General features: G+C 67.5%; 18 protein-coding genes and 1 tRNA gene. 16 read left to right on the forward strand and 3 right to left on the reverse strand.

Features of this window, described 5'->3' with window-relative positions; all coding sequences use genetic code 11:
* Window positions 1-21: 21 nt before the first annotated feature.
* Window positions 22-2871: an excinuclease ABC subunit UvrA gene (gene uvrA / locus AC6EKW_RS11405; protein ID WP_498514487.1), complete on the forward strand. Its 2850-nt coding sequence runs from the start codon at window positions 22-24 to the stop codon at window positions 2869-2871.
* An 89-nt stretch (window positions 2872-2960) separates the two neighbouring features.
* Window positions 2961-3833, forward strand: a complete 873-nt coding sequence (locus AC6EKW_RS11410; protein ID WP_498514445.1) for a hypothetical protein — start codon at window positions 2961-2963, stop codon at window positions 3831-3833.
* A 60-nt stretch (window positions 3834-3893) separates the two neighbouring features.
* Here the strand turns inward: AC6EKW_RS11410 and AC6EKW_RS11415 are convergent, their stop codons facing one another.
* The gene (locus AC6EKW_RS11415) at window positions 3894-5753 is read right to left on the reverse strand and encodes an APC family permease (protein ID WP_273889042.1); all 1860 of its coding nucleotides are present in this window, start codon (window positions 5751-5753) and stop codon (window positions 3894-3896) included.
* Window positions 5754-5895: 142 nt separating this feature from the next.
* Between AC6EKW_RS11415 and AC6EKW_RS11420 the strand changes: the two genes are divergently transcribed.
* The 11 genes from AC6EKW_RS11420 (at window position 5896) to secG (ending at window position 17128) form a co-directional block, all read left to right on the forward strand.
* Complete coding sequence (locus tag AC6EKW_RS11420; RefSeq protein WP_498514446.1) at window positions 5896-7383, forward strand: alkaline phosphatase family protein; 1488 nt, start codon at window positions 5896-5898, stop codon at window positions 7381-7383.
* Window positions 7373-8065 carry a hypothetical protein gene (locus tag AC6EKW_RS11425; protein ID WP_498514447.1) on the forward strand — a complete coding sequence of 231 codons (693 nt, stop codon included), beginning with the start codon at window positions 7373-7375 and terminating at the stop codon, window positions 8063-8065. Before AC6EKW_RS11420 ends, AC6EKW_RS11425 begins: the two co-directional genes overlap by 11 nt.
* 39 nt (window positions 8066-8104) lie before the next feature.
* Window positions 8105-9937 (forward strand): excinuclease ABC subunit UvrC, encoded by a 1833-nt coding sequence (uvrC, locus tag AC6EKW_RS11430; RefSeq protein ID WP_498514448.1) that lies wholly within the window; start codon window positions 8105-8107, stop codon window positions 9935-9937.
* 56 nt (window positions 9938-9993) lie between these two features.
* Window positions 9994-10917 (forward strand): RNase adapter RapZ, encoded by a 924-nt coding sequence (gene rapZ, locus AC6EKW_RS11435; protein ID WP_498514449.1) that lies wholly within the window; start codon window positions 9994-9996, stop codon window positions 10915-10917.
* Between the two features lie 39 nt (window positions 10918-10956).
* A complete protein-coding gene (locus AC6EKW_RS11440; RefSeq protein ID WP_498514450.1) occupies window positions 10957-11913 on the forward strand; it encodes a glutathione S-transferase family protein in 957 nt (318 codons plus the stop codon).
* Window positions 11914-11935: 22 nt separating this feature from the next.
* Window positions 11936-12895: a gluconeogenesis factor YvcK family protein gene (locus tag AC6EKW_RS11445; protein ID WP_273889048.1), complete on the forward strand. Its 960-nt coding sequence runs from the start codon at window positions 11936-11938 to the stop codon at window positions 12893-12895.
* Between the two features lie 13 nt (window positions 12896-12908).
* Window positions 12909-13736: a DNA-binding protein WhiA gene (gene whiA / locus AC6EKW_RS11450; protein WP_498514488.1), complete on the forward strand. Its 828-nt coding sequence runs from the start codon at window positions 12909-12911 to the stop codon at window positions 13734-13736.
* Between the two features lie 69 nt (window positions 13737-13805).
* Window positions 13806-14807, forward strand: coding sequence for a type I glyceraldehyde-3-phosphate dehydrogenase (gene gap / locus AC6EKW_RS11455; RefSeq protein WP_273889049.1), 1002 nt, complete (start codon window positions 13806-13808; stop codon window positions 14805-14807).
* Between the two features lie 77 nt (window positions 14808-14884).
* A complete protein-coding gene (locus tag AC6EKW_RS11460; RefSeq protein WP_273889050.1) occupies window positions 14885-16063 on the forward strand; it encodes a phosphoglycerate kinase in 1179 nt (392 codons plus the stop codon).
* A gap of 6 nt (window positions 16064-16069) precedes the next feature.
* Entirely contained in the window at window positions 16070-16831 is a 762-nt protein-coding gene (gene tpiA / locus AC6EKW_RS11465) for a triose-phosphate isomerase (RefSeq protein ID WP_273889051.1), read from the forward strand.
* A 72-nt stretch (window positions 16832-16903) separates the two neighbouring features.
* Window positions 16904-17128: a preprotein translocase subunit SecG gene (secG, locus tag AC6EKW_RS11470; protein ID WP_273889052.1), complete on the forward strand. Its 225-nt coding sequence runs from the start codon at window positions 16904-16906 to the stop codon at window positions 17126-17128.
* Between the two features lie 202 nt (window positions 17129-17330).
* On the opposite strand, the gene AC6EKW_RS11475 is transcribed toward secG, so the two are convergent.
* Window positions 17331-17417, reverse strand: a tRNA-Leu gene (locus AC6EKW_RS11475).
* Between the two features lie 102 nt (window positions 17418-17519).
* On the opposite strand from AC6EKW_RS11475, the gene AC6EKW_RS11480 reads away from it, so the two are divergent.
* From AC6EKW_RS11480 to AC6EKW_RS11490, 3 genes are read left to right on the forward strand one after another with little or no spacing between them, the layout of a single operon-like run.
* Complete coding sequence (locus tag AC6EKW_RS11480; RefSeq protein WP_498514451.1) at window positions 17520-18353, forward strand: glycerophosphodiester phosphodiesterase family protein; 834 nt, start codon at window positions 17520-17522, stop codon at window positions 18351-18353.
* On the forward strand, window positions 18350-19600 hold the full coding sequence (locus tag AC6EKW_RS11485; RefSeq protein ID WP_498514452.1) for an adenosylhomocysteinase: 1251 nt from the start codon (window positions 18350-18352) through the stop codon (window positions 19598-19600). The genes AC6EKW_RS11480 and AC6EKW_RS11485 overlap by 4 nt, the downstream gene beginning before the upstream one ends.
* A gap of 9 nt (window positions 19601-19609) precedes the next feature.
* The gene (locus tag AC6EKW_RS11490; RefSeq protein ID WP_498514453.1) at window positions 19610-20482 is read left to right on the forward strand and encodes a GNAT family N-acetyltransferase; all 873 of its coding nucleotides are present in this window, start codon (window positions 19610-19612) and stop codon (window positions 20480-20482) included.
* 3 nt (window positions 20483-20485) lie between these two features.
* Here the strand turns inward: AC6EKW_RS11490 and AC6EKW_RS11495 are convergent, their stop codons facing one another.
* Complete coding sequence (locus tag AC6EKW_RS11495) at window positions 20486-21979, reverse strand: arylsulfotransferase family protein (RefSeq protein ID WP_498514454.1); 1494 nt, start codon at window positions 21977-21979, stop codon at window positions 20486-20488.
* Window positions 21980-22010 lie beyond the last annotated feature (31 nt).

Raw genomic sequence — 22010 nt, forward strand, 5'->3', positions numbered from 1 at the left:
CCGGAAGACGAGGAGGCGGAGATCGCAGAGAGCCACATAGTGGTCCGCGGGGCGCGCGAGCACAACCTCAAAGAGGTGACGGTCTCGCTGCCGCGGGACCGTCTCATCGTGGTGACCGGCCTCTCGGGCAGCGGGAAATCCTCGCTCGCGTTCGACACCATCTACGCCGAGGGCCAGCGGCGATACGTCGAGAGCCTCTCGGCCTACGCCCGGCAGTTCCTCGGCCAGATGGACAAACCCGACGTGGACCACATAGAGGGTCTCTCCCCGGCCGTCTCGATAGACCAGAAGACGACCTCCAACAACCCCCGCTCGACGGTGGCGACGGTCACCGAGATCTACGACTACCTCAGGCTCCTCTACGCGAGAGCCGGGCGGCCGCACTGTCACGTCTGCGGTTTCCCCGTGGCCCGCTCGACCCCGCAGCAGATGGTCGAGCAGGTCCTGGCCCTCCCGGAGAGGACGCGCTTCATGGTCTTGGCGCCGGTGGTGCGGGGGCGCAAGGGGGAATACGGCAGGCTCTTCAGGGAGCTCGCGGAGGACGGATACGCCCGGGTGCGGGTGGACGGCGAGCTACACGAGCTGCCGGTCGAGCTGGAGCTGGACAAGAACCGCCGACACGACATCGAGGTTGTCGTGGACCGGCTGGTGGTGCGCGAGGGGATCGAGCGGCGCCTGACCGACTCTATCGAGACCGCGCTCGGGCTCGCGGAGGGGCTCGTGCAGATAGAGACCGTCGAGCGCGACGGTTCGGTAGGGGAGAGGATGCTCTTCTCGGAGAACTTCACCTGTACCAACTGCGGGGCTTCGATCGCCGAGATACAGCCGCGCACCTTCTCGTTCAACAGCCCGCATGGGGCCTGCGACCGCTGCGACGGGCTCGGGAGCCGGCTCGAGATAGACCCGGAACTGGTGGTCCCTAACGAGGACCTGAGCATCGAAGAGGGGGCGATAGCTCCCTGGGCCAACTCCTCGAGCGAGTACTACGCGAGCGTCCTCTCCGGCCTCTCCGAGGAGTACGGGGTGGACCTGGGAAGGCCCTGGCGCGAGCTGCCCGAGGAGCACAAGCGGCTCGTCCTCTACGGGACCGGGGACGGGCGCATCCACGTCTCCTACACCAACCGCTACGGCAGAAGACGCCAGTACACGACCCGGTTCGAAGGGGTCATAGGCAACCTGGAGCGCCGCTACGCGGAGACCGACTCCGAGTACCGCAGGGAGAGGATAGAGGAGTACATGAGCCACGTCCCCTGCCCGAAGTGCAAAGGGGCGCGCCTCAGGCCCGAGGCGCTCGCCGTGACCGTCGGGGGCAAGAACATCTACGAGCTGACCCGGATGAGCGTGACCGAGGCGCTCGAATTCCTCGACGGGGTCGAGTTCACCCCGAGGGAGTGGATGATCGCCGAGCGGGTCGTCAGGGAGATAAAGGAGAGGCTCGGGTTCATGGTCGACGTCGGGCTCGGGTACCTGACGCTCTCCCGCTCGGCCGGGACGCTCTCCGGTGGTGAGGCGCAGAGGATACGGCTCGCCTCGCAGGTCGGGAGCGGCCTCGTCGGGGTGCTGTACGTGCTCGACGAGCCCTCCATCGGGCTGCACCAGCGCGACAACCGCAAGCTGCTCGCCACCCTCGAGCGCCTGCGCGACCTCGGCAACACCCTGATCGTGGTCGAGCACGACGAGGAGACCATAAGGACCGCGGACCACATCGTCGACGTCGGACCCGGGGCCGGGGTGCACGGTGGGGAGATCGTCGCGCAGGGAAAGGTCGAGGACATCGTCGCCGAGCCGCGTTCGATCACCGGCGACTACCTCTCCGGACGGCGCCGGATAGAGCCGCCCGGAGAGAGGAGAAAGCCGAAGGGGTACGTCACGCTGCTCGGGGCGAGGGAGTTCAACCTCAAAGGGATAGACGTCGATTTCCCGCTCGGCGTCCTCACGTGCGTGACGGGCGTCTCGGGCTCGGGCAAGAGCACGCTGGTGAACGAGATCCTCTACAAGGCCCTCGCCAACCAGGTCAACCGGGGCAAGCACCGCCCCGGACGGCACGCGGGCCTCAAGGGGGTCGAAAGGATAGACAAGGTCGTGGACATAGACCAGAGCCCGATCGGCCGGACGCCGCGCTCGAACCCCGCGACCTACACCAAGGTCTTCGACCACATCCGGCAGCTTTTCGCCGCCACGCCGGAGGCGAAGATCCGGGGCTACAAGCCCGGGCGGTTCAGCTTCAACGTCAAGGGGGGGCGGTGCGAGGCGTGCCGGGGGGACGGTCAGATCCGTATCGAGATGCACTTCCTCCCCGACGTCTACGTCCCGTGCGAGGTGTGCAAGGGCCGCCGCTACAACGCCGAGACCCTGCGCGTCACCTACAAGGGGCGCTCCATCGCCGACGTGCTCGAGATGACCGTGGACGAGGCGTGCGGGTTCTTCGATGCGGTGCCCGCGATATCGCGCCGGCTGCAGACCCTGCGCGACGTCGGGCTCGGGTACATCCGGCTCGGCCAGCCCGCCACCACGCTCTCCGGCGGCGAGGCCCAGCGGGTGAAGCTCGCGAGCGAGCTCGGGAAGAAGGCCACCGGAAAGACCCTCTACATCCTCGACGAGCCGACGACGGGGCTGCACTTCGCCGACGTCGAGCGGCTGCTCGACATCCTGCACCGGCTCGTGGACGCCGGCAACACCGTCATCGTCATCGAGCACAACCTCGACGTGATCCGCTGTGCGGACTATCTCATAGACCTCGGTCCCGAGGGCGGTGACGAAGGGGGAGAGGTGGTCGCCGTCGGTACCCCGGAAGAGGTCGCCCGCGTCGAGGGTTCGCACACCGGGCGCTTTCTGCGCGAACTTTTGCCGGACGTCGCGGCCGCAAGTTGACATCCGTCACAAAGCGTTACGAAATCGTTACCAAAAACCCCGTCTCCGCCTTTGAAAGCACGCCCCCCTGCTGATATGTTTTGTCCGCCATGAGCGAGAGCAGGAAGCTATCGGAGGTCGTGAGCGGCAGCGCGATAATCGCCGGGGGGATAGCCTCGGCGACCGCGGCGGCGGTCACTTCGAAGTTCGGTGTCGCGGGCACCATCGGCGGGGCTGCGTTGACCTCCATGATCATCATCTCAGTCTCGTCGATCGTGAAGGCCCACCTCGAAGCGGCACACTCGAAGGTGCGGCGGCTCGGCAGCGGCCTTCAGACGCGGAACGTGAGGAAGGGCGGCTTCAGCCCTCTGCGGAGCGTGGGGCGATTCGGGGAGGCGCTCAGGTGGTTCTCTTTGATGCCCGGCTACCGCAGGAAGGCGATCGTGGTCCGCATCGTGTTCGCCGCCGTGCTCACCTTCGTCGTGGGCCTCGCTATCATCACCGCGACCGAGGCTTCGTTCGGCAAGAGCCTCTCCTGCAAGATCTGGGGCAACTGCCCGGTCGTGACCACCGCGGGAGGCACCACCGAGAAGGCGACGAGCACGGGGCTTTCGATCTTCGGCGGCGGTGCTAAGGTGACGGGCAGCGGGACCGTTACGAGCAGCGGCTCGAGCGGAGCCCCCGCGGTTCAGCAGCAGAGCCCGAGTTCTCCCGCGCCTTCCGGAGGGACCCCCTCCAACGTGCAGAGCGCTCCGGCCAACGGCTCGCAGAACAACCCCGCGCAGCCTTCGGGCGGCAATCAGCAGTCCGCTGCACCCTCCGGCGGCAACCAGCAGTCCGCCCCGGCGGGAGGAGCGCAGCAGCCGGTAACACCCTCCGGCGGCAACCAGCAGGCAGCCCCTTCCGGGAACGGGGCGATGCCCTCCGGAGGTGGGCAGGGATCCGTCCAGGTTCCTTCCGGGAACGCAGTCGGTACTCCGTGAGAGACGAGGAAGGGGGCCGGTACCGGCCCCCTTCCTCGTTGCCGCGCTGTGGGGATTTCTCTACGCCATACCACCTCCGAGCCTCTCCTCCATCTCCTCTTCCTCGGGGGTGACGAGGCCGGTGCCGGACTCGTTTAGCTCCTTCATCTCTTCGGTCTGGTAGCCCGAGGCCACGCCCCAGTAGTAGGAGATCAGACCGATGCCCAGCGCGATCAAGTTATCCCACGGGAAGGGGATGAGCGGGGACTTCAGGTCTCCGTAGGAGCCGTAGTAGGAGAGCAGATATAGCGTGAGCACCATGAACATCAGCCACCAGGCGGCATGCACCTCGCGCTTGTGGCTGGTGACGCGCCACACCAGCCCGGCGAACCCCAGGACCTCGGCCGAGGTGAGCGCCCAGTACAGCAGGAACGGCATGGAGTTCGCGAACAGGGGCCCGAAGTACTGGGTGGCGGCGAAGATGGCCAGGTACGGTATGCCTATGGCGAGCCCGGTGCCGCTGCTGAACCGTCCCCGGGCCGGAGCCTGGAAGAAAGCGTAGAGGCACAGCCCGATCAGGACCGAGGCGACCACGCCCTTCAGGCTGTCGAAGCCGGCCCAGTAGAAGATCATGCTGCCCGAGAGGAACCCGAGGGGGGAGAGTAGCCAGGCTCCCTTGAGGTAGAACGGCCTCTCGAGGTCCGGCGCGGTGCGCCGCATCACCTGTAGCTGCAGGCTGCCCATGACGAAGGTCAGCACCGTCGCCGAGGTTATGAACTCGACCAGCAGCGCCCACCCGGAGTACGGGATGAGGAAGAAGCTGCCGACTATCAGCGAGGCGACGAGAGCGACCCACGGTATCCGGTACCGCTCGCTCACTTTCGTCAGGCCACCCGGCAGGTCGCGATGCATGCCCATCCCGTAGAAGACCCGGGTGGAGGCTCCCATGTAGATGAGCCCCGTCCCGGAGGGGGATATGATCGCGTCGGCCAGAAGCACGTACGCGAAGTACGCCAGGAGCGCTATCCCGGCGGCGTTCAACGCGTGGTAGAGCGGTCCGTCGGCCCACTTGCTCGTCGAGAGCGCGGCCCAGTCTCCGGGGTGTACCCCGGCAGCGTTCCAGTCCAGCGCTCCGAGGAAAGCTATCTGCAGCAGGACGTAGATGGCTGCGGCGACGACCACCGAGCCGATGGTGGCCAGCGGTATGTCACGCTGGGGGTTGCGCGCCTCGCCGCCGAAGTCCAGACCCTGCCGGAACCCGAAGTACGAGAACACGATGCCCGAGACCGCCACCGCGTTGAAGACCGCGCCCCCGCCCAGCGGGGCGAATCCTCCGTAGGAGGTGAAGTTGGATCCCTTGAACGCGAAGAAGAGCAACACGAACGTGATCACCGGGATGGCGAACTTCCACCAGGTCACCCACCGGTTGAACTCACCGAAGAACTTGACCCCGAAGAAGTTGATGAGGAAGAAGACGAACATCAGGAAGATCGCGAAGACCAGGCCGAGACCGGTGAGGATGGTGACCCCGTTCGAGGTGGTGGTCAGGTGCATGTCCGTCGCGTAGGATGCCGCGTACTGGACGGCCGCCTCGGCCTCTACCCCGGTCACCGAGACGGTCGCCAGCAGGAACGCCCAGGCCATGATGAAGCCCAGGAACCCGCCGTGGGATAGGTGTGGATAACGCACCACCGCGCCGCTGCGCGGAAGCATGCACGAAACTTCAGCGTAGTTTAGCGCGATGAAACAGACCAGTATCCCGCCGATGATCCAGGAGATGATCGCCGAAGGGCCGGTGACCGCGCTCGCGCGCATGGTCGCGAAGAGCCAGCCGCTGCCTATGATGCTTCCGAAAGAGATGAAGAAGAGCTGTTGTACCCCTAGTTCCCTCCTGAGTTTCCTGTCCGAAGCCTCCCATTCCCTGCTGTGTGAGGATGACATGCAACTCCTTTCTCCCCGATGGCCCGCAACGATTTCCAACCATTTTAGGGCATCGATATCTGCCGCCGCAAATATCCCACAGGGGGCGTTTTGCGGTAGAGATCACCCCCGATGCCTGGATTGCGGCTAAAATAGGTAAGGTTTGAGCCTGCCGACCGACAGATCCGTGGCGAAGCCCGTGCTGCTGCTGGTGCTCGACGGCATCCGGCCGGACGTGCTCCGGGATGCCATCGAGGACGGGGCGGCCCCTGCCCTGGGAGCGCTCGCGCGGGCGGGGGAGGCCGTGTGGGACGGGGTCTCGGTCTTCCCCAGCATCACCCCTGCGGCGACCGCGGCCATAGCGACCGGATGTCCGCCGGCGCAGAGCGGCATACTCGGGCATGCCTGGTACGATCGGGAGGAGGGGAGGCTCATCGTCTACGGGGCGATGACCGAGACGGTCATCCGCAGCGGTCCGATAAAGGTCTTCCACAACAACGTCTACCGCCTGAACCGGGACGATCTGCTCGTGCCGACGATCTTCGAGCGGCTGCACGAGCGTGGCGTGGACGGATCGTGCGTGAACTTCCCGATCCGACGCGGCCCGCACGAGCACCCGGTGCGCTCGAAGGTCATCGACGGGTACGCGAGCCGGGGCGGGCGTTACCTGGGGCAGGCCGTGCGCGGACCCAAGGAGTACTACCTCGGGGATCTCTTCTACACCCGCCAGACGAAGGCCAACGGCCTCAGGGGGAGCGGCGGCCTCCTGCGCTCGGTCGGGATAAACGACGAGTACGCCTCCGAGGTGGGGGCGATGCTGATCCGGGAGCGGGCCACGCCCTTCACGCTGCTCTACTTCTTCCGGGGGGACAAGATCGCCCACCACAAGGGGCTCGCCGCGCAGCGGCGCTACGTCGCGCAGCTCGACGGATACGTCGCGCGCGTCTTCGAGGCCGGAGGTGGGCTGGAGCGGTTGCTCGACGAGTACGCCATCCTCGCCCTCTCCGACCACGGGCACGACCCCCTCCTGCCCGAGAGCCGCTACGTAGACCTGCGCTGGATTCCGGGATACAGGGTCTCCATAGGTGCCCGGGCGAGGCTGACGCCTAGACGCGATGTCGTCGCGGTGCCGGGAGGGCGCTCGGCGATGCTGTACCTGCGCGAGGAGCTTCCGGTGGAGGGGGTGGTCGACGTCTTGATGGGGCGCCGCGGCGTGGATCTCGCCGCCTGGATGGAGAACGGGTGGGTGAGGGTGCGCAAGCCGGGTGGAGACCTTAGGTTCAGGCCCGGCGGGGGCCTGCTCGATCCTTACGGGGGCTGCTGGAGGCTGGAGGGGGAGCCCGGCGTGCTCGACATCGAGGTCGGCGAAGTGGCGATCTCTTACGGCGACTACCCCGACGCCCTGGAGAGGCTCTGGGGGGCGCTCCGCTCGCCCCGTTGCGGGGACGTGGTCCTCTCTGCGGCGCCTGGATACACGTTCGGCGAAGTGGCCCGCAGCTTCCACGACGCGAGCGACCACGGATCGCTGCACGCCTCCGATTCGAGCGTCTTCGTGCTGGCGAGCGGCATCCCCGCTCCCCGGCGGATCACAGAGGTCGTCCCGGTCGTGCTCTCGCACTTCGAGGGCCACAGGGAGCGGTATGCCGTCTGAGGAGCGGCTGGCTTCCGGAAAACGCGGTGAGGAGGCAGGTCTTCGCTCCTCCCACCGGCGGGCCTTCGGTTGCGTGAGCTGGTTCTACACCGCGATACTCGTGCTGCTCGCGGCGGCCTTCCTGCTCTCCGTGCCCTTCCGCTACGCCGGTGAGCGGGAGGTATACCGGGTCGTCCTCTCGATCGTCGACCTCTACGGTTTCGTGTTCATCGTGCCGGGCACCTTCCTGGCCGCGGCGGTGGGCGCGCGCACGCAGAAGACCGACGCCCGGGCCGCCGGGAGGGCCGGGGCGGCGGGCGGAGCCGTGCTCGGGTGGGCCTGTTTCCTGCTCGTATCCTGGGTCATGAACGCGATGGGCCTGCAGGAGCGGCGGGAGCTCTCTTCCAGCGTCGTCTTCGTCGGGTTGCACGCGGGAGCCCTGCTCTACGGGTTCATAGCGCTCTCTCTAGTCTCCGTCGCGCTGCTCTTCGTCGCCGTCCTCCCCCGCACCGGAACCCGTACCCGGGAGCGGGCGCTGCTGTTCGCCGCCCTGTTCGCCGTCCTGCCCGGCCTGGCGAGCCTCGCCCTCGCCCCGAGCCTCCTCGCCGTCGCCGGGCTCGCGGTCTCCACCATCTCTTGCGCCCTGGCCGGGTGGGTGATGGGCTACGGCTACGCCCGGGCCGGGGGCAGGGAGGCACCCTAGCAAGGGTGACGCCCGGCCCGGAGGTATAATCTCTTTCGTATGCCAGAGGACGAGGTATTCCCCGATCGCTCGCATCTACCCACCACACCCGGTGTCTACATCTTCAGGGATGCCGAAGGGAAGATCCTCTACGTCGGGAAAGCCAGGAACATCCGCAGCCGGGTGGCGAGCTACTTCACCCGCTCGGGAGACGGCAGGCCCAAGGTGGCCGAGCTGCGCTCCCGCGTGCGGCGGATAGACTTCATCACGACCCGCGGTGAGACCGAGGCGCTCGTGCTGGAGTCCAACCTCATAAAGCGCCACCGGCCGCGCTTCAACGCCTCCTTGCGCGACGACAAGAGCTACCCGTACATCGTCGTCACCACCGGCGACGAGTACCCGCGTGTCTTCGCCACCCGCTCGGCCCACGACCCGCGCCACCGCTACTTCGGCCCGTTCCCGAGCGCGGGGAGCGTCCACGCCACCCTCGACGTCCTGAACAAGACCTTCCCGTTCCGCAAGTGCCGCGGCGCGAAGCCCGGGCGCAAAAGCGGCGTGCCCTGCCTGAACTACCACATCGGGCGCTCGTCCGCCCCCTGTATAGGAGCGATCTCGAAGGAGGAGTACGCCCGCATCATAGACGAGGTGATCGCCTTCCTCGAAGGGCGGGTGGATGGTCTGATCCGTGAGCGGGAGGAAGCGATGCGCGAGGCTGCTTCCCGGATGGACTTCGAACGGGCGGCGAAGCTGCGCGACGAGCTCTCCGCGCTCCGTCACGTGCGCGACCGGCAGCAGGCGACGCTCGCCTCGGAGGGCTCCTTCGACGCCTTCGGGGTCCATGCCGAGGGAGAGTCGGCCTGCGTGCAGGTCTTCGCCGTGCGCGGCGGGCAGATCGTGAACCGCGACTCCTTCCTGCTGGACAACTACGGCGAGGTGGGAGAAGGATCGATCGTCCTGCAGTTCGTCCCCCAGTACTACGAGAACGCCGCCGTCCCCCGCGAGGTGCTCGTCCCGGCGGACGCCGGGCTGGAGCCGCTCGCGGAGCACCTCTCCTCCCTGCGGGGCGGCCGGGTCGACGTGCACCGTCCCCGGCGCGGAGACAAACGGCGGGTGCTCGAGCTCGCGATGAAGAACGCCGAGGCCGGACTCGAGCACGAGCGCGCGCTCGAGGAGGCGCGCCGCAGCCGCATCGCCTCCACGCTCGAGCGGTTGCAGGAGGAGCTCGCCCTCCCGAAGCTCCCCGTGCGCATCGAGTGCTACGACATCTCCAACACGATGGGCACCGACTCGGTCGCCTCGATGGTCGTCTTCCAGGGCGGTCGCCCGGCGAAGGACCAGTACCGCCGGTTCAGGATAAAGACCGTCGAGGGATCAGACGACTTCGCGAGCATGGCCGAGGTGATAAGGCGGCGGCTCGCCCGCCTGAGGGAGGGGGACGAGAAGTTCTCCCCGGCGCCGGACCTGATGCTCCTCGACGGCGGCAAGGGGCAGCTCTCGGCGGTCGCGCCGGTGTTGGAGGAGATGGGCGTTGGGGACGAACTGCCGGACATCCCGTTGCGGGCGCTCGCCAAGCGGGAGGAGGAGGTCTTCGAGCCCGGAAGACCGGCTCCGGTCCTGCTCGGGCGTGATTCCCCCGAGCTCCACCTTCTGCAGCGGGTACGCGACGAGGCCCACCGCTTTGCCAACACCTACCACCGCAGCCTGCGTGGGAGGCGGATGACCGCCTCTATCCTCGACGAGCTCCCCGGCGTAGGCCCGGCGCGCAAGAAGAGGCTGCTCGAGCATTTTGGAACCCCCGAGGCCTTCATGGACGCCTCCCTGGAGGAGCTGGAGTCGGTCCCCGGCATCCCCGGCCGGGTGGCGCGGGAGATACACGCCCGGCTCCACCGTTGAGGGGCCGGGGGGGCGGTGCTAACCTCTGCGAGGTGGCCGGTCGCCCGGAAGGTAAGGTGCGCGGAGTGTACGCCGCAGGAGGAGAAGCAGAGGAACCCTCGCCCGATCGAGAGCGCCGGGTCGTCGTCATCACCGGCCTCTCCGGGGCGGGGAAGACCGGAGCCCTGAAGGCCTTCGAGGACGCGGGATACTTCTGCGTGGACAACCTGCCTCCCGCCTTGATCCCTGCGTTCGTCGATGCCGTCGAGGGGCGTGAGGAGGGACCGGAGAAGCTCGCGGTGGTCGCGGACATCCGGGGGCGTCGCTACTTCGGCGGCGGTCTTGAAGGGGTGTTGAACGAGCTTCGCGTCCGGAGGAGGTGGGAGAGCCGGCTCATCTTCGTCGAAGCCGACGAGCCGACCATCGTCCGGCGCTACAAGGAGAGCCGCCGGCCGCACCCCGTCGCGCGGGACGGTGACGTCCCGTCGGCGATCCGGGCCGAACGCCGCGACCTCGCCCCCTTGCGGGAGCTCGCCGACGTCGTGGTGGACACCTCTTCGCTCTCTCCGGCCGAGTTGCGCGGGCGTTTCGACGCGCTGGCCCGATCCCATGCCGGTCGGCTGGCGGTGAGCCTCGTCTCTTTCGGCTTCAAGAACGGAACTCCCCTGGACGTGGACATGCTGCTCGACGTGAGGTTCCTGCCCAATCCCTACTACGACCCCGCCCTGAGGCCCCTCACCGGTCGCGACGAGCCGGTGAGGGACGCGGTGCTCTCATCCGGGGATGCCCGGGAGTTTCTGGAGCGGACCGAAGGGTTGCTCTCCTTCCTCGTACCGCGCTACCTGGCGGAGGGCAAGGCCTACTTCACGCTCGGGGTGGGGTGCACGGGGGGGCGGCACCGCTCCGTGGCGATCGTCGAGGAACTCGCCCGCCGGCTCTCCTCGTGTCCCCGCATCGACCTCTTCGTCCGTCACCGCGACCTCCCGCGGTCTGACGGTTAGAATCGGTTGGCCGGGAGATTACGCTGGAAGGAGGCACGGTTGGCACCGGGCATGATGGTAGAGGGGGTCTGGAAGACCGAGAGGCAGGAGCAGGACGAGGGGGGCCGCTTCATCCGGCCCGAGACGAGCTTTCGCGGCAGGATCACCGCCGACGGTTCGAGCGGCTTCCCCGCCGAGAGCGGACGTTACCACCTCTACATCGCCTGGGCCTGTCCCTGGGCGCACCGCACGGCGATCATCCGCTCCCTCAAGGGGCTCGAGGATGCGATCTCCATCTCCGTCGTCGACCCGCACATGGGCGAGATGGGCTGGGAGTTCACCGAGGGACCGGGCCGCATCCCCGACACCGTCAACGGCGCCCGCTACCTGCACGAGATCTACGCCCTCGCCGACCCGCACTACACCGGGCGATGCTCCACGCCCGTCCTGTGGGACAAGGAGCGGCGCACGATAGTCAACAACGAGTCGCGCGAGATCCTGCGCATGCTCGACACCGAGTTCGGGGAGTTCGCGAAGAACGACGTCGACCTCTGCCCCAAGGAGCTGCGCGAGGAGATAGACGCGACCATAGACGCCATCTACGAACCGATAAACAACGGCGTCTACCGGGCCGGCTTCGCCGCGACCCAAAAGGCCTACGAGGAGGCGGTCACGGAGCTCTTCGAGGCCCTGGATCACTGGGAGGAGGTCCTCTCCGGGCGGCGCTACCTGTGTGGAGATCGCCTCACCGAGGCGGACATCTGCATGTTCACGACCCTCTACCGCTTCGACCCGGTCTACCACTACCACTTCAAGTGCAACCTCAGGCGCTTGCGGGACTACCCGAACCTCTGGGGCTACACCCGGGACATCTACCAGCACCCCGGCGTCAGGGAGACCTGCCACCTCGACCACATAAAAGAGCACTACTACACGAGCCACCCGCACGTAAACCCCACCTGCATCGTCCCGAAGGGCCCGATCATCGACTACGACGAGCCGCACGGGAGAGGCTAACGCTGGCGGTTATACTGGTGGTGTGGAGAGAGCGGCTGATCTCAGGGTTGTCGCCTTCGGCGGCGGGACGGGGTTGCCGGTGCTCCTGCGCGGTCTCAAGGATCTGGTAGGCGATCTCACGGCCGTCGTCACGGTCGCCGACGACGGGGGCTCGAGCGGCAGGATCCGGGATGAGCTCGGCGTGGCTCCTCCGGGGGACGTGCGCAACTGCCTGGTCGCGCTCGCCGAGCGCAGGTGGCTCGCGGAGGTCTTCAACTACCGCTTCGAGGGCGGCCGGGATCTCCGGGACCACAGCGTGGGCAACATCATCATCGCCGCCCTCACGGACATGGCCGGGGGATTCTGCGAAGGGGTCGAGCAGGCGGCCCACTTCCTGCGGGCGAAGGGACGGGTCTACCCGGCGGCGGCCCTGCCGCTCACCCTCTTCGTCCGTTACGAGGATGGCTCCGTGGTGCGCGGAGAATCCGTGGTGCGCGAGGTCGGCAAGCGCATCTCGCGCGTGTGGGTCGAACCGGAGGCCCCGGCCCCGGAGGGGGCCATCGAGGCCGTCTCTCAGGCCGACGTGGTGGTCCTCAGCGCCGGCAGCCTCTTCACCAGCACGATCCCCGCGCTGCTCGGCGTGGGGGTGCGGGCGGCGCTCGCGGGCTTCGGAGGCCCCGTGATCTACGTGGCGAACGTCATGACCCAGCCCGGAGAGACGTCCGGGTTCACCGTCTCCGACCACCTGCGGGCCATAGCCGAACATGCCGGGCCTGTCGTGACCGACGTACTGGTCCACTCCGGGAAGCTGCCGCCGGACGTCCTCGCCCGCTACGAGGCCGAGGGGGCGCATCCGGTCGAGCTCGATCGGGAAGAGGTCGAGGCGATGGAGGTGCGCGTACACGAAGGAGAGCTTCTGGCGGACGATTTCGGAGCCGGCGTGCGCCACGACCCGCAGAAGCTCGCGCGGGAGGTGCTCGCCGCTGCCCTCGTACGCCTCTGAGCTGCGCCGGGAGCTGGCTGCCCACACGGGGGACTCCCCCCGCGAGCGACGGGCCGAGCTGGCCGGGCTGGTCGACGCGGCCGGAAACTGGGACGAAGAAGGGGTCACCGTCCGTACCCCGAGCGCGGCGGTCGCCCGCAGGGTGATGCGCCTCTGGCGCTCGGAGTTCGGGGTTGCGGCGCACCTCGAGGCCGGGGGGAAGGCCCGGGGGAGCTTCGGCCGGTCCAGCTATCCCGTGCGTGCCGCGGGCAACCGGGTGCTGCAGGCGTCCGAGGAGCTGCGCGTCTCCCGGCTGGGGCGCTCGGCGGCGGAGCGCAACGCTTATCTGCGCGGGGCCTTCCAGGGGGCCGGATACGTGGTGCGTCCCGGGTATGCGAGGGGACACCACCTGGAGTTCGTCCACCGCGAGGAGTCCTTCGTCCGGCGGGTCGCCGGGATCTCCAGGGCCCCTCTCAAGGTCACCCGGCGGCGGGGAAGATGGGTCGCGTACACCAAGAGCGCCGAGGGGGTGACGACGGTGCTCTCGCAGATGGGGTTGCACGGGGCGGTGTTAGACTACGAGACGCGGGCCGTGCTGGGCGAGGCCAAGGCGAACGCCAACCGGGTGACCAACTTCGACGCGGCCAACGCCACCCGGGTCGCCCTCGCTGCGGCGCGACAGCAGAAGGCCATCTCCGGGCTCGACCCGGAGAGGTTGCCCCCGGCGCTGCGTGAGATGCGCGAGCTCCGGCTCGCGCACCCCGACGCCTCGCTCTCCGAGCTGGCACGTCTCGGCGGGATCTCCAAGAGCGCCGCCAACCACCGCCTGAGGAGGCTGCTCGCCATGGCCGACGAAGGGTGAGGGCGCTGTTAATCGGGAGGCGATTCGGGCAAAATACGACTGGAAGCGAACGCGAGAAACGGAGGGAAAATGGCCGTACGGATAGGGATAAACGGCTTCGGCCGGATCGGGATGATGGTCGCCAAGGCCGCGATGAAGCGGGGGGATCTGGAGGTCGTGGCGGCGAACGACCTGATGCCGTTCGAGAGCCTGGCGCTCCTGTTCAAGCGCGACTCGACCCACGGCGTCTGGGAGGAGGACGTAGAGTTCGACGGGAGCATCCTGCGCGTCGGGGGGCGGGAGATAAAGACCTTCTCCGAGCGCGAGCCGAAGAACATCCCCTGGGGGGACCTCGGGGTGGACATCGTCATCGAGTCGAGCGGGGTCTTCACCAACCGGGACGCGGCGGCCGGTCACCTCGAGGGCGGGGCGAAGAAGGTCGTGATAAGCGCGCCGGCCAAGGGTGCGGACGCCACCTTCGTCTACAAGGTCAACCACGAGACCTACGACCCGGAGAACCACCACGTCGTCTCCAACGCCAGCTGCACGACCAACTGCATCATCCCGATGGTCAAGGTCCTGCAGGACAACTTCGGGATAGAGTCCGGCTACATGACCACGGTCCACGCCTACACCAACGACCAGAGCCTCTTGGATGCGGCGCACAAGGACCCCCGCAGGGCCCGCAGCGCCCCGAACAACATCGTCCCCACCTCCACGGGGGCCGCGCGTACGGCCGGCGTGATCTACCCGGAGTTGCAGGGCAAGATCGACGGGATGGCGATGCGCGTGCCGGTGAAGGACGGCTCGATAACCGACTTCGTCGCGCAGGTCAGCCGCGAGGTCACCACCGAAGAGGTGAACGCCGCCTTCAGGCAGGCCGCCGAGGGGGAGCTCGCCGGCATCCTCGAGTACTCCGAGGCCCCGATAGTCTCGACCGACATCATCGGCAACCCGGCCTCGTGCGTCTTCGACTCCCCGCTCACCATGTCCACCGGCAGGACCGTCAAGGTCTTGGGCTGGTACGACAACGAGTGGGGCTACTCCAACCGCACCTGCGACATCACGGCCTACATCGGCAGCAAGCTCTAGCTGGCGTTCTCTGCGGCTATCTTCCGCCGGGCGGCCCGGAGCGCTACCCTCCGGGCCGCCCGCGGTGAGGAGGTGATATGAACAAGAGGAGCGTGAGGGACCTCGACGTGCGGGGCAAGCGGGTGCTCGTGCGGGTCGATTTCAACGTGCCGATAAAGGACGGGCGGGTCACCGACGACACCCGGATAAGGCGGGCGTTGCCGACGATCCGCTACCTGCTCTCCGAGGGGGCGCGGCCGATCCTGATCTCGCACCTCGGGCGCCCCAAGGGCGAGCCCGACCCGAAGTACAGGATGGACCCGGTCGCCCGGCGCCTCGGCGAACTCCTCGACCGGCAGGTACTCAAGCTGGATGAGGCCGTAGGTCCCGAGGTCGAGCGGGCGCTCGCGGAGTGGGACGGGCAGGGGGTGGTGTTGCTGGAGAACTCCCGCTTCTACCCCGGCGAGACGAAGAACGATCCCGAGTTCGCGAGACAGCTCGCCGCGCTCGCCGACCTCTACGTGAACGACGCCTTCGGCGCGGCGCACCGGGCGCACGCCACGACCGTCGGGGTCGCGCGTCTTCTCCCGTCCGCTGTGGGTTGTCTGCTGGAAGAGGAGCTCGACTACCTCGACGCCGTGCTCGAGTCCCCGGAGCGCCCGTTCGTCGCGATCCTCGGCGGGGCGAAAGTCTCGGACAAGCTCGGGGTGATAAAGAGCCTCCTGGAGCGGGCGGACACCCTGCTCGTCGGCGGGGCGATGTGCTTCACGTTCTTCAAGGCCAGGGGCTACGAGGTGGGGAGCTCCCTCGTCGAGGACGATTACGTCGAGCAGGCGAAAGAGCTGATGGAGAGCGCCGGGGAGCGCCTCGTCCTGCCCGTGGACGTGGTCGTCGCACGCGAGATGGAGGAGGGCGCCGAGAGCAGGACGGTGCCGGCGGACGGCATCCCGGAGGGCTGGATGGGTCTCGACATAGGCCCCGAGACGGTCGAGCTCTTCGGGCGGCACATCTCCTCAGCGCGCACGATCTTCTGGAACGGCCCTATGGGCGTCTTCGAGATCGAAGCGTTCGCGAAAGGTACCGAGGGTGTGGCGAAGGCGGTCGCCGAGAGCGGGGCTACGAGCGTCGTCGGCGGCGGGGACTCTGTCGCCGCGGTGCGCAAGCTCGGGCTCGAGGATGAGATGAGCCACATCTCTACCGGCGGCGGGGCCTCGCTCGAGTACGTGGAAGGCAGGGAGCTGCCCGGCGTCGCGGTGCTCCCGGAGAAGGAGGGGTAGCAGCGTATGGCGAGAAGACCGATGATGGCGGCGAACTGGAAGATGAACAAGACCGTGCGCGAGGCGCAGGATTACATGGCCGCCCTGATCCCCTACGCCAGCGACGCCGAAGGGGTGGACGTGGCCGTCTTCGCCCCGTTCACCTGCCTCTCCGAGGTCGCCCGGATGGCCGAGGGTACCCCGATCATCCCCGGCGCCCAGAACTTCTTCTACGAGGATGCCGGGGCGTACACCGGCGAGATCTCCGCTCCCATGCTCCTCGACCTCGGCGTGGAGGCGGTCATAGTCGGGCACTCCGAGCGGCGCGAGATCTTCGGCGAGACCGACGAGATGGTCGCGCGCAAGGCGGCGAAGGCCGTCTCGTCGGGCCTGCTTCCGGTCGTCTGCGTGGGGGAGACCAAGGAGGAACGCGACGCCGGTGGGATGTGGGAGAAGGTCTCCGGGCAGGTCAGGAGCGTCGTCGAGGCGCTGGACGATGGCACGGGAGGCGGCTCCATAGTCTTCGCCTACGAGCCGATCTGGGCCATCGGCACCGGGGATACGGCCACCCCGGAGGATGCACAGGATGCCATCGGCAGGATCCGGGATTTCCTCGGGGAGCTCAGGGGAGATGATTTCGCCTCGGAGGTGCGCATCCTCTACGGCGGTTCGATAAAACCGGAGAACGTGGCGCAGATCGTAGCCCAGAAGGACGTCGACGGCGGGCTCGTCGGCGGAGCGAGCCTCGAGGTGGATTCTTTCGCGAGGTTGATCGAGGCCGCCGGGTAGGGCGGACCATTCGCCCGGAGGCGCCGGAGAAAAGACGTCCGGGGCGGGAGAGTTTGTGGTAGAGTACGCTGCATGATCTACGTGCTCGCGTTCTTCCACATAATGTTCTGCATCGCGCTGGTCGTCCTCATCCTGCTGCACTCTGGGAAGGGCGGCGGGCTCACCACCACCTTCGGAGGTGGTATAGGGAGCACTTTCTCGGGAACCACGATAATGGAGAAGAACCTCAACAAGCTCACGGGGGTCGTCATCGTGCTGTTCCTGATAACGACGGTGCTCCTGATCTACTTCGGCTGACGAAAGAAAAAGAGGAGCCGCCCGGGGAGGATGGGGAGAACAGGCGACTCCTGAGGTTCATTATACAACGGATGGGGCTTTTCAACGTGCGGTCTGCCACGAAAGGGTGGGGAACCACCCGGGGTATCTCCGCGGGCCCGACGCCCGGCGGATTCTCGTGGGAGCACGCAGGTTCGTCGCGAGCGTGTTCCGACCCCCGATGTGTCGGAGGGGGGACTCGAACCCCCACGTCCTTGTATCGGACACTAGCCCCTCAAGCTAGCGCGTCTACCTATTCCGCCACTCCGACATGGCTGCGTGCGGAGAGTATACGAGAGATGCCCGCGGTATTCAAATACCCTCCACCGGAACGGCGGGTTTTGTGCCGTGTGCTAATGTTGTCCCTGCTGTGGTGAAGCGGAGAAGACATCAGGGGCTGCTCGGGAAGAGCTGGCCGGTGAACCTGGCCCACCGCGGGGCGTCGGCCCGGGCGCCAGAGAATACGCTGGAGGCCTTCCAGGCCGGCCTCGAAGATGGCGCGGGCGGCCTGGAGCTCGACCTGCGCCTGACCTCGGACGGGCACGTGGTGGTCATGCACGACGCCACCGTCGACAGGACCACGGATGGTTCCGGACCGGTGCGCGACATGACCCTCGAAAGGATCAGAAAGCTGGATGCTGGCTACCGCTTCACACCCGACGGTGGCCGTACCCACCCGTTTCGGGGCAGGGGGGTCGTGGTTCCGACCTTCGAGGAGATCCTCGAGGCCTTCCCCGACGTACCGGTAAACGCCGACATAAAGGATCCCATCCCCGGGGTGGAGAGGATCGTCCTCTCGGTGATAGAGAGAGCGGGGGCCAGAGAGCGTGTCATCGTCGCCTCCCGCCACCTGGGCGTGATGCGGCGGTTCCGGCGGCTGGTCGGGGGTCGGATCCCAACTGCCGCCTCGGGGCCGGAGATCCGGGCGTTCTACCTGCTCGCCGGGGCCGGGCTGCAGCGGGTCCTCAGGCCGGGGTACGGGGCGTTGCAGGTGCCTTCGGTCTACAGGGGCGTGCGGGTCGTGACCCCGCGCTTCGTGCGAGCGGCTCACGGGATGGGGCTCAGGGTGGACGTCTGGACGATAAACGGGGCGGAGGAGATGCGATCCCTGCTCGACATGGGGGTCGACGTGATCATGACCGACCATCCCGGCGTGCTCGCCGGGGTGTTGCGGCGGAGATCTCACGAAAGGACGGGTGAGGATTGAGCCAGGATTCGATCATCGCTGATCCCGCGCTCGCCCCCGAGGGGGAGCGCAAGATAGGCTGGGTGGCGCAGCACGCGCCGGTGATGAACGCCGTCTACGAGCGTTTCCTCTCCGACGGGAGGCTGCGGGGGCGCAGGATCGCGATGGCGATCCACCTCGAAGCGAAGACCGCCTACCTCGCGCTGCTCTTCGCCCGGGCCGGGGCGGAGGTCACCGTCACCGGGAGCAACCCGCTCTCCACGCAGGACGACGTGTGCGCCGCGCTCGCCGCCCGCGGGGTCCGGGTCTACGCCACCCACGACCCGACCGAGGAGGAGTTCGAGGGGTACCTGCTGCGTACGATAGAGACCGCCCCCGAGCTAATCGTCGACGACGGGGCCGAGCTCGTGAGCCGCCTGGTGCGGATGCGGCCGGACCTCGTCGACGGCGTCGCGGGCGCCTCGGAGGAGACGACGACCGGGATCATCAAGCTGCGCGCGATGACCGAGGAGGGGGTGCTACCCTTCCCGGTCCTCGCGGCGAACGATGCCCGGTGCAAGCACCTCTTCGACAACCGCTACGGGACCGGGCACTCGGCGCTCGTGAGCCTGCTCGCCGCCACGAACCTCTTCATCTCGGGCAAGACGGTGGTGGTGATGGGCTTCGGGTGGGTGGGACGCGGGCTCGCCCGCTACGCGCACGGCCTCGGGGCCCGGGTCGTCGTCTGCGAGGCCGACCCGGTGAAGCTGCTCGAGGCCCATGCGGAGGGCTACGAGGTGATGAACTCCCTCCGGGCTGCGGAGGAAGGGGACGTCTTCCTCACCGGCACCGGCAACCTGAAGGTGCTGCGCGCCGAGCACTTCGAGCGGATGAAGGACGGCGCAATACTCGCCAACGCCGGCCACTACGACCACGAGTTCGACCTGGCCGCGCTCAAGGAGATGGCCGTGACCGAGCGGGAGGCCCGCAGGAACGTGACCGAGTACGAGCTTCCCGACGGCAGGAGGCTGCACGTCCTCGCCCGCGGCAGGCTGGTCAACATCGCCGCCGGGGACGGCCATCCCGTCGAGATCATGGACCTCACCTTCTCGGTGCAGGCGCTGTGCGCCCACTATCTGGCCGGGGATGCTTCCAGGCTCGAACCGGGGCTGCGTCCCATACCCCCGGAGATAGACGACTACGTCGCCCGTACCAAACTCTCGACGCTCGGCGTCGAGCCGGAAAGGCTCACGGAGGAGCAGATCGCGTACCAGAGGAGCTGGAGGTAGCGCATAGAGTTGGAAGACATCCTGAGCTTTCGCCCGATGACCGCGGACGATGTGGACGCCGCATACGAGCTGGTCTCCCATGCCTTCGCGAGAGACCGGGAGGAGATACTCAGGCGTACCCCGGGAGAGGTGGCCCACCGCAAGGACCGCTACCGGCACTTCCTGAGCACGGACCCTGCCGGCGCCTGGCTCGCCGAAGACGAAGAGGGGCGTCTCGCCGGTGTCTCCATCGCCCTCAGACGGGAGGGGCTCTGGATACTCTCCCTGCTCGCCGTGGACGAAAGATGCAGGGGGGGGGGCGTGGGGAAGAGGCTTTTGCAGAGGGCCATGAGCTACGCCGAGGGATGCCAGGGAGGTATGATCGCCTCCTCTACGCACCCGGCGGCGATGAGGAGTTATGCGCTCGCCGGGTTCACGTTACGTCCCACCCTCACGGCCAGAGGGTACGTGGATCGCCGGAGTCTGCCCGGCAGGATACGGGTGCGCGAGGGAGGGGAACAGGACATCGAGCTCGCCGCTGAGGTGGACGGGTTCGTGCGGGGTGCGCCGCACGGTCCGGACCTCGAGTTCCTGCTCGGTGCCGGGGCGCGCATGTTCGTCTACGAGGCGGAGGGGGAGAGGGGCTACGCGCTTACACACAAGGGACGTCCCCTGATCCTCGCGGCCGAAGGCGAGAGAACGGCCACGGCTCTCCTCTGGCGGGTGCTGGCGAACGCGGAACCGCAGAGGGAGGTCGAGATCTCCTGGATCACGGCGGAGCAGCAGTGGGCCGTGAGGGTGGTGCTCGCAGCCGGGCTCGTGCTGGAGCCCGCGGGCCCCATCTGCACCCGGGGCGAGCTCGGTCCGCTGGCCCCCTATCTCCCTAACGGGGCCTTCCTGTAGACCTCAGCGGGCTCTGATCGTCCCGGAGGTGGCGAGCACGTTGCCTGATTCGTCTACGGCCTGCACGGCGAAGTACGGCCCTCCGCCACGCACGGTTATGGCCGTCTCGAACCCTTTCTTCGATACCTCACCGGCTGGCGTGAGACCGGAGGAGTCTTTGCCGGAGAGAACCCGCCACCGGCTCACTCCGGTGGCCCCGTTCCAGCTCACGTACACGACGGCGGCGTCGGCGTGCTTCTTCGCCACCACGGCGGGCCTCCCTTCCGGGTGACCCTCCCAGGGATGCCAGTAGGTCCGGTACGAGCGGCCCAGACCGGGGAGGCGGGCGTCGAAGTCCAGATCCCCGCTCCGACCGAAACCCGAGAAGAACGGCTCGTAGCCCCACCCGATGAAGGCTTCTCCGGTGGGGAGCATCTGTACGTTGCCCTCGGCCCCGGCGAGGAGTTTCTTCCCCGGGTGGACGTATTCGCGCACCAGGTCTGCCTTCATGTTCTCCGTGTCCAGCCGGATCACCACACCCCGGGATTGCTCGTGCACCGGCGGGTTGCCGCCGTTGTCGAAGATCGTGATCGTGCCGTCCGGGTGGCGCCTGGCGTCGTGCTGGTAGGCGGTCCTGGTGCCGGGGCCCATCTCGAAGTCGCTCTTCTTGCCGCCCAGACGCCAGATCACGTGCCCGTCTTTCCTGTCTACTTTGTAGACGGCCCAGGTGTTGCGGGAAGAGATGAGGAGGTTGCCGTCGTGGTCTACGTCTATGGAGTTTATGTGGAAGTAGTCGAAGGGTATGTCCGATTTCTTCGGGGGCCTGCCGTAGGATAGCTCTACGGGCACGTGGTCGAGGCTGTGCCACTCGAAGAGCACCTTCCCGCTCTCGACATCGACTTCCTGGGCGATGCCGTCGTAGACCAGGGCGTCTTTGCTCCCTCCTGCGGGGGTGAGATCGTGGCGCACGGGGTGGTAGACGGTGAAGAGGGCCGTTCCCTGTGGCGTGATGAGGAACTCGTGCAGGTCGCCTTTGTATCCGTTACCTGCCCTCACCCTCTTTGTCTCCCGGTAGGAACGGTCGAGCAGCACGTACTCGCCGAGTCCATGCCCGTTCGTGACCCTGCCTTCCCACCACGTCAGAACCGGCTCGTCGTGGTAGCGCTGCACCCGGAAGTTCTCCAGCCTGCGGCCCTCCGGCTGGTAGAACCACACGAGGTGCCCCTCGCCGTCGAGGATCATCGCCCCGTAATGTCCTGGGGTCTTGGGTTGCGGGGCGAGGAAGACGTAGTCGCCCTTTCGGTCGAAGATGCCCCTCGGTTTCTTCTCGATCTCGACGGCGGGGGGCTTCAGGTCCGGGCGCGAACGGAAACGCAGCACGTTCCCTTCGGGTACGGTCCGGGCGACGTTCTCTATCCGCGCCCGCCGCTCGGTCTGACGCACCGTCCACGCACCGCCGCCGGCTAGCACCCCCGCGCCGACCAGCGCCCCGATGAACTTCTTTCGCGTGATCTTCACGCGGGAGATTATGCAACGTCAGCGCCTCCTG

It is taken from the genome of Rubrobacter sp. M3-4 (genome assembly GCF_059772285.1).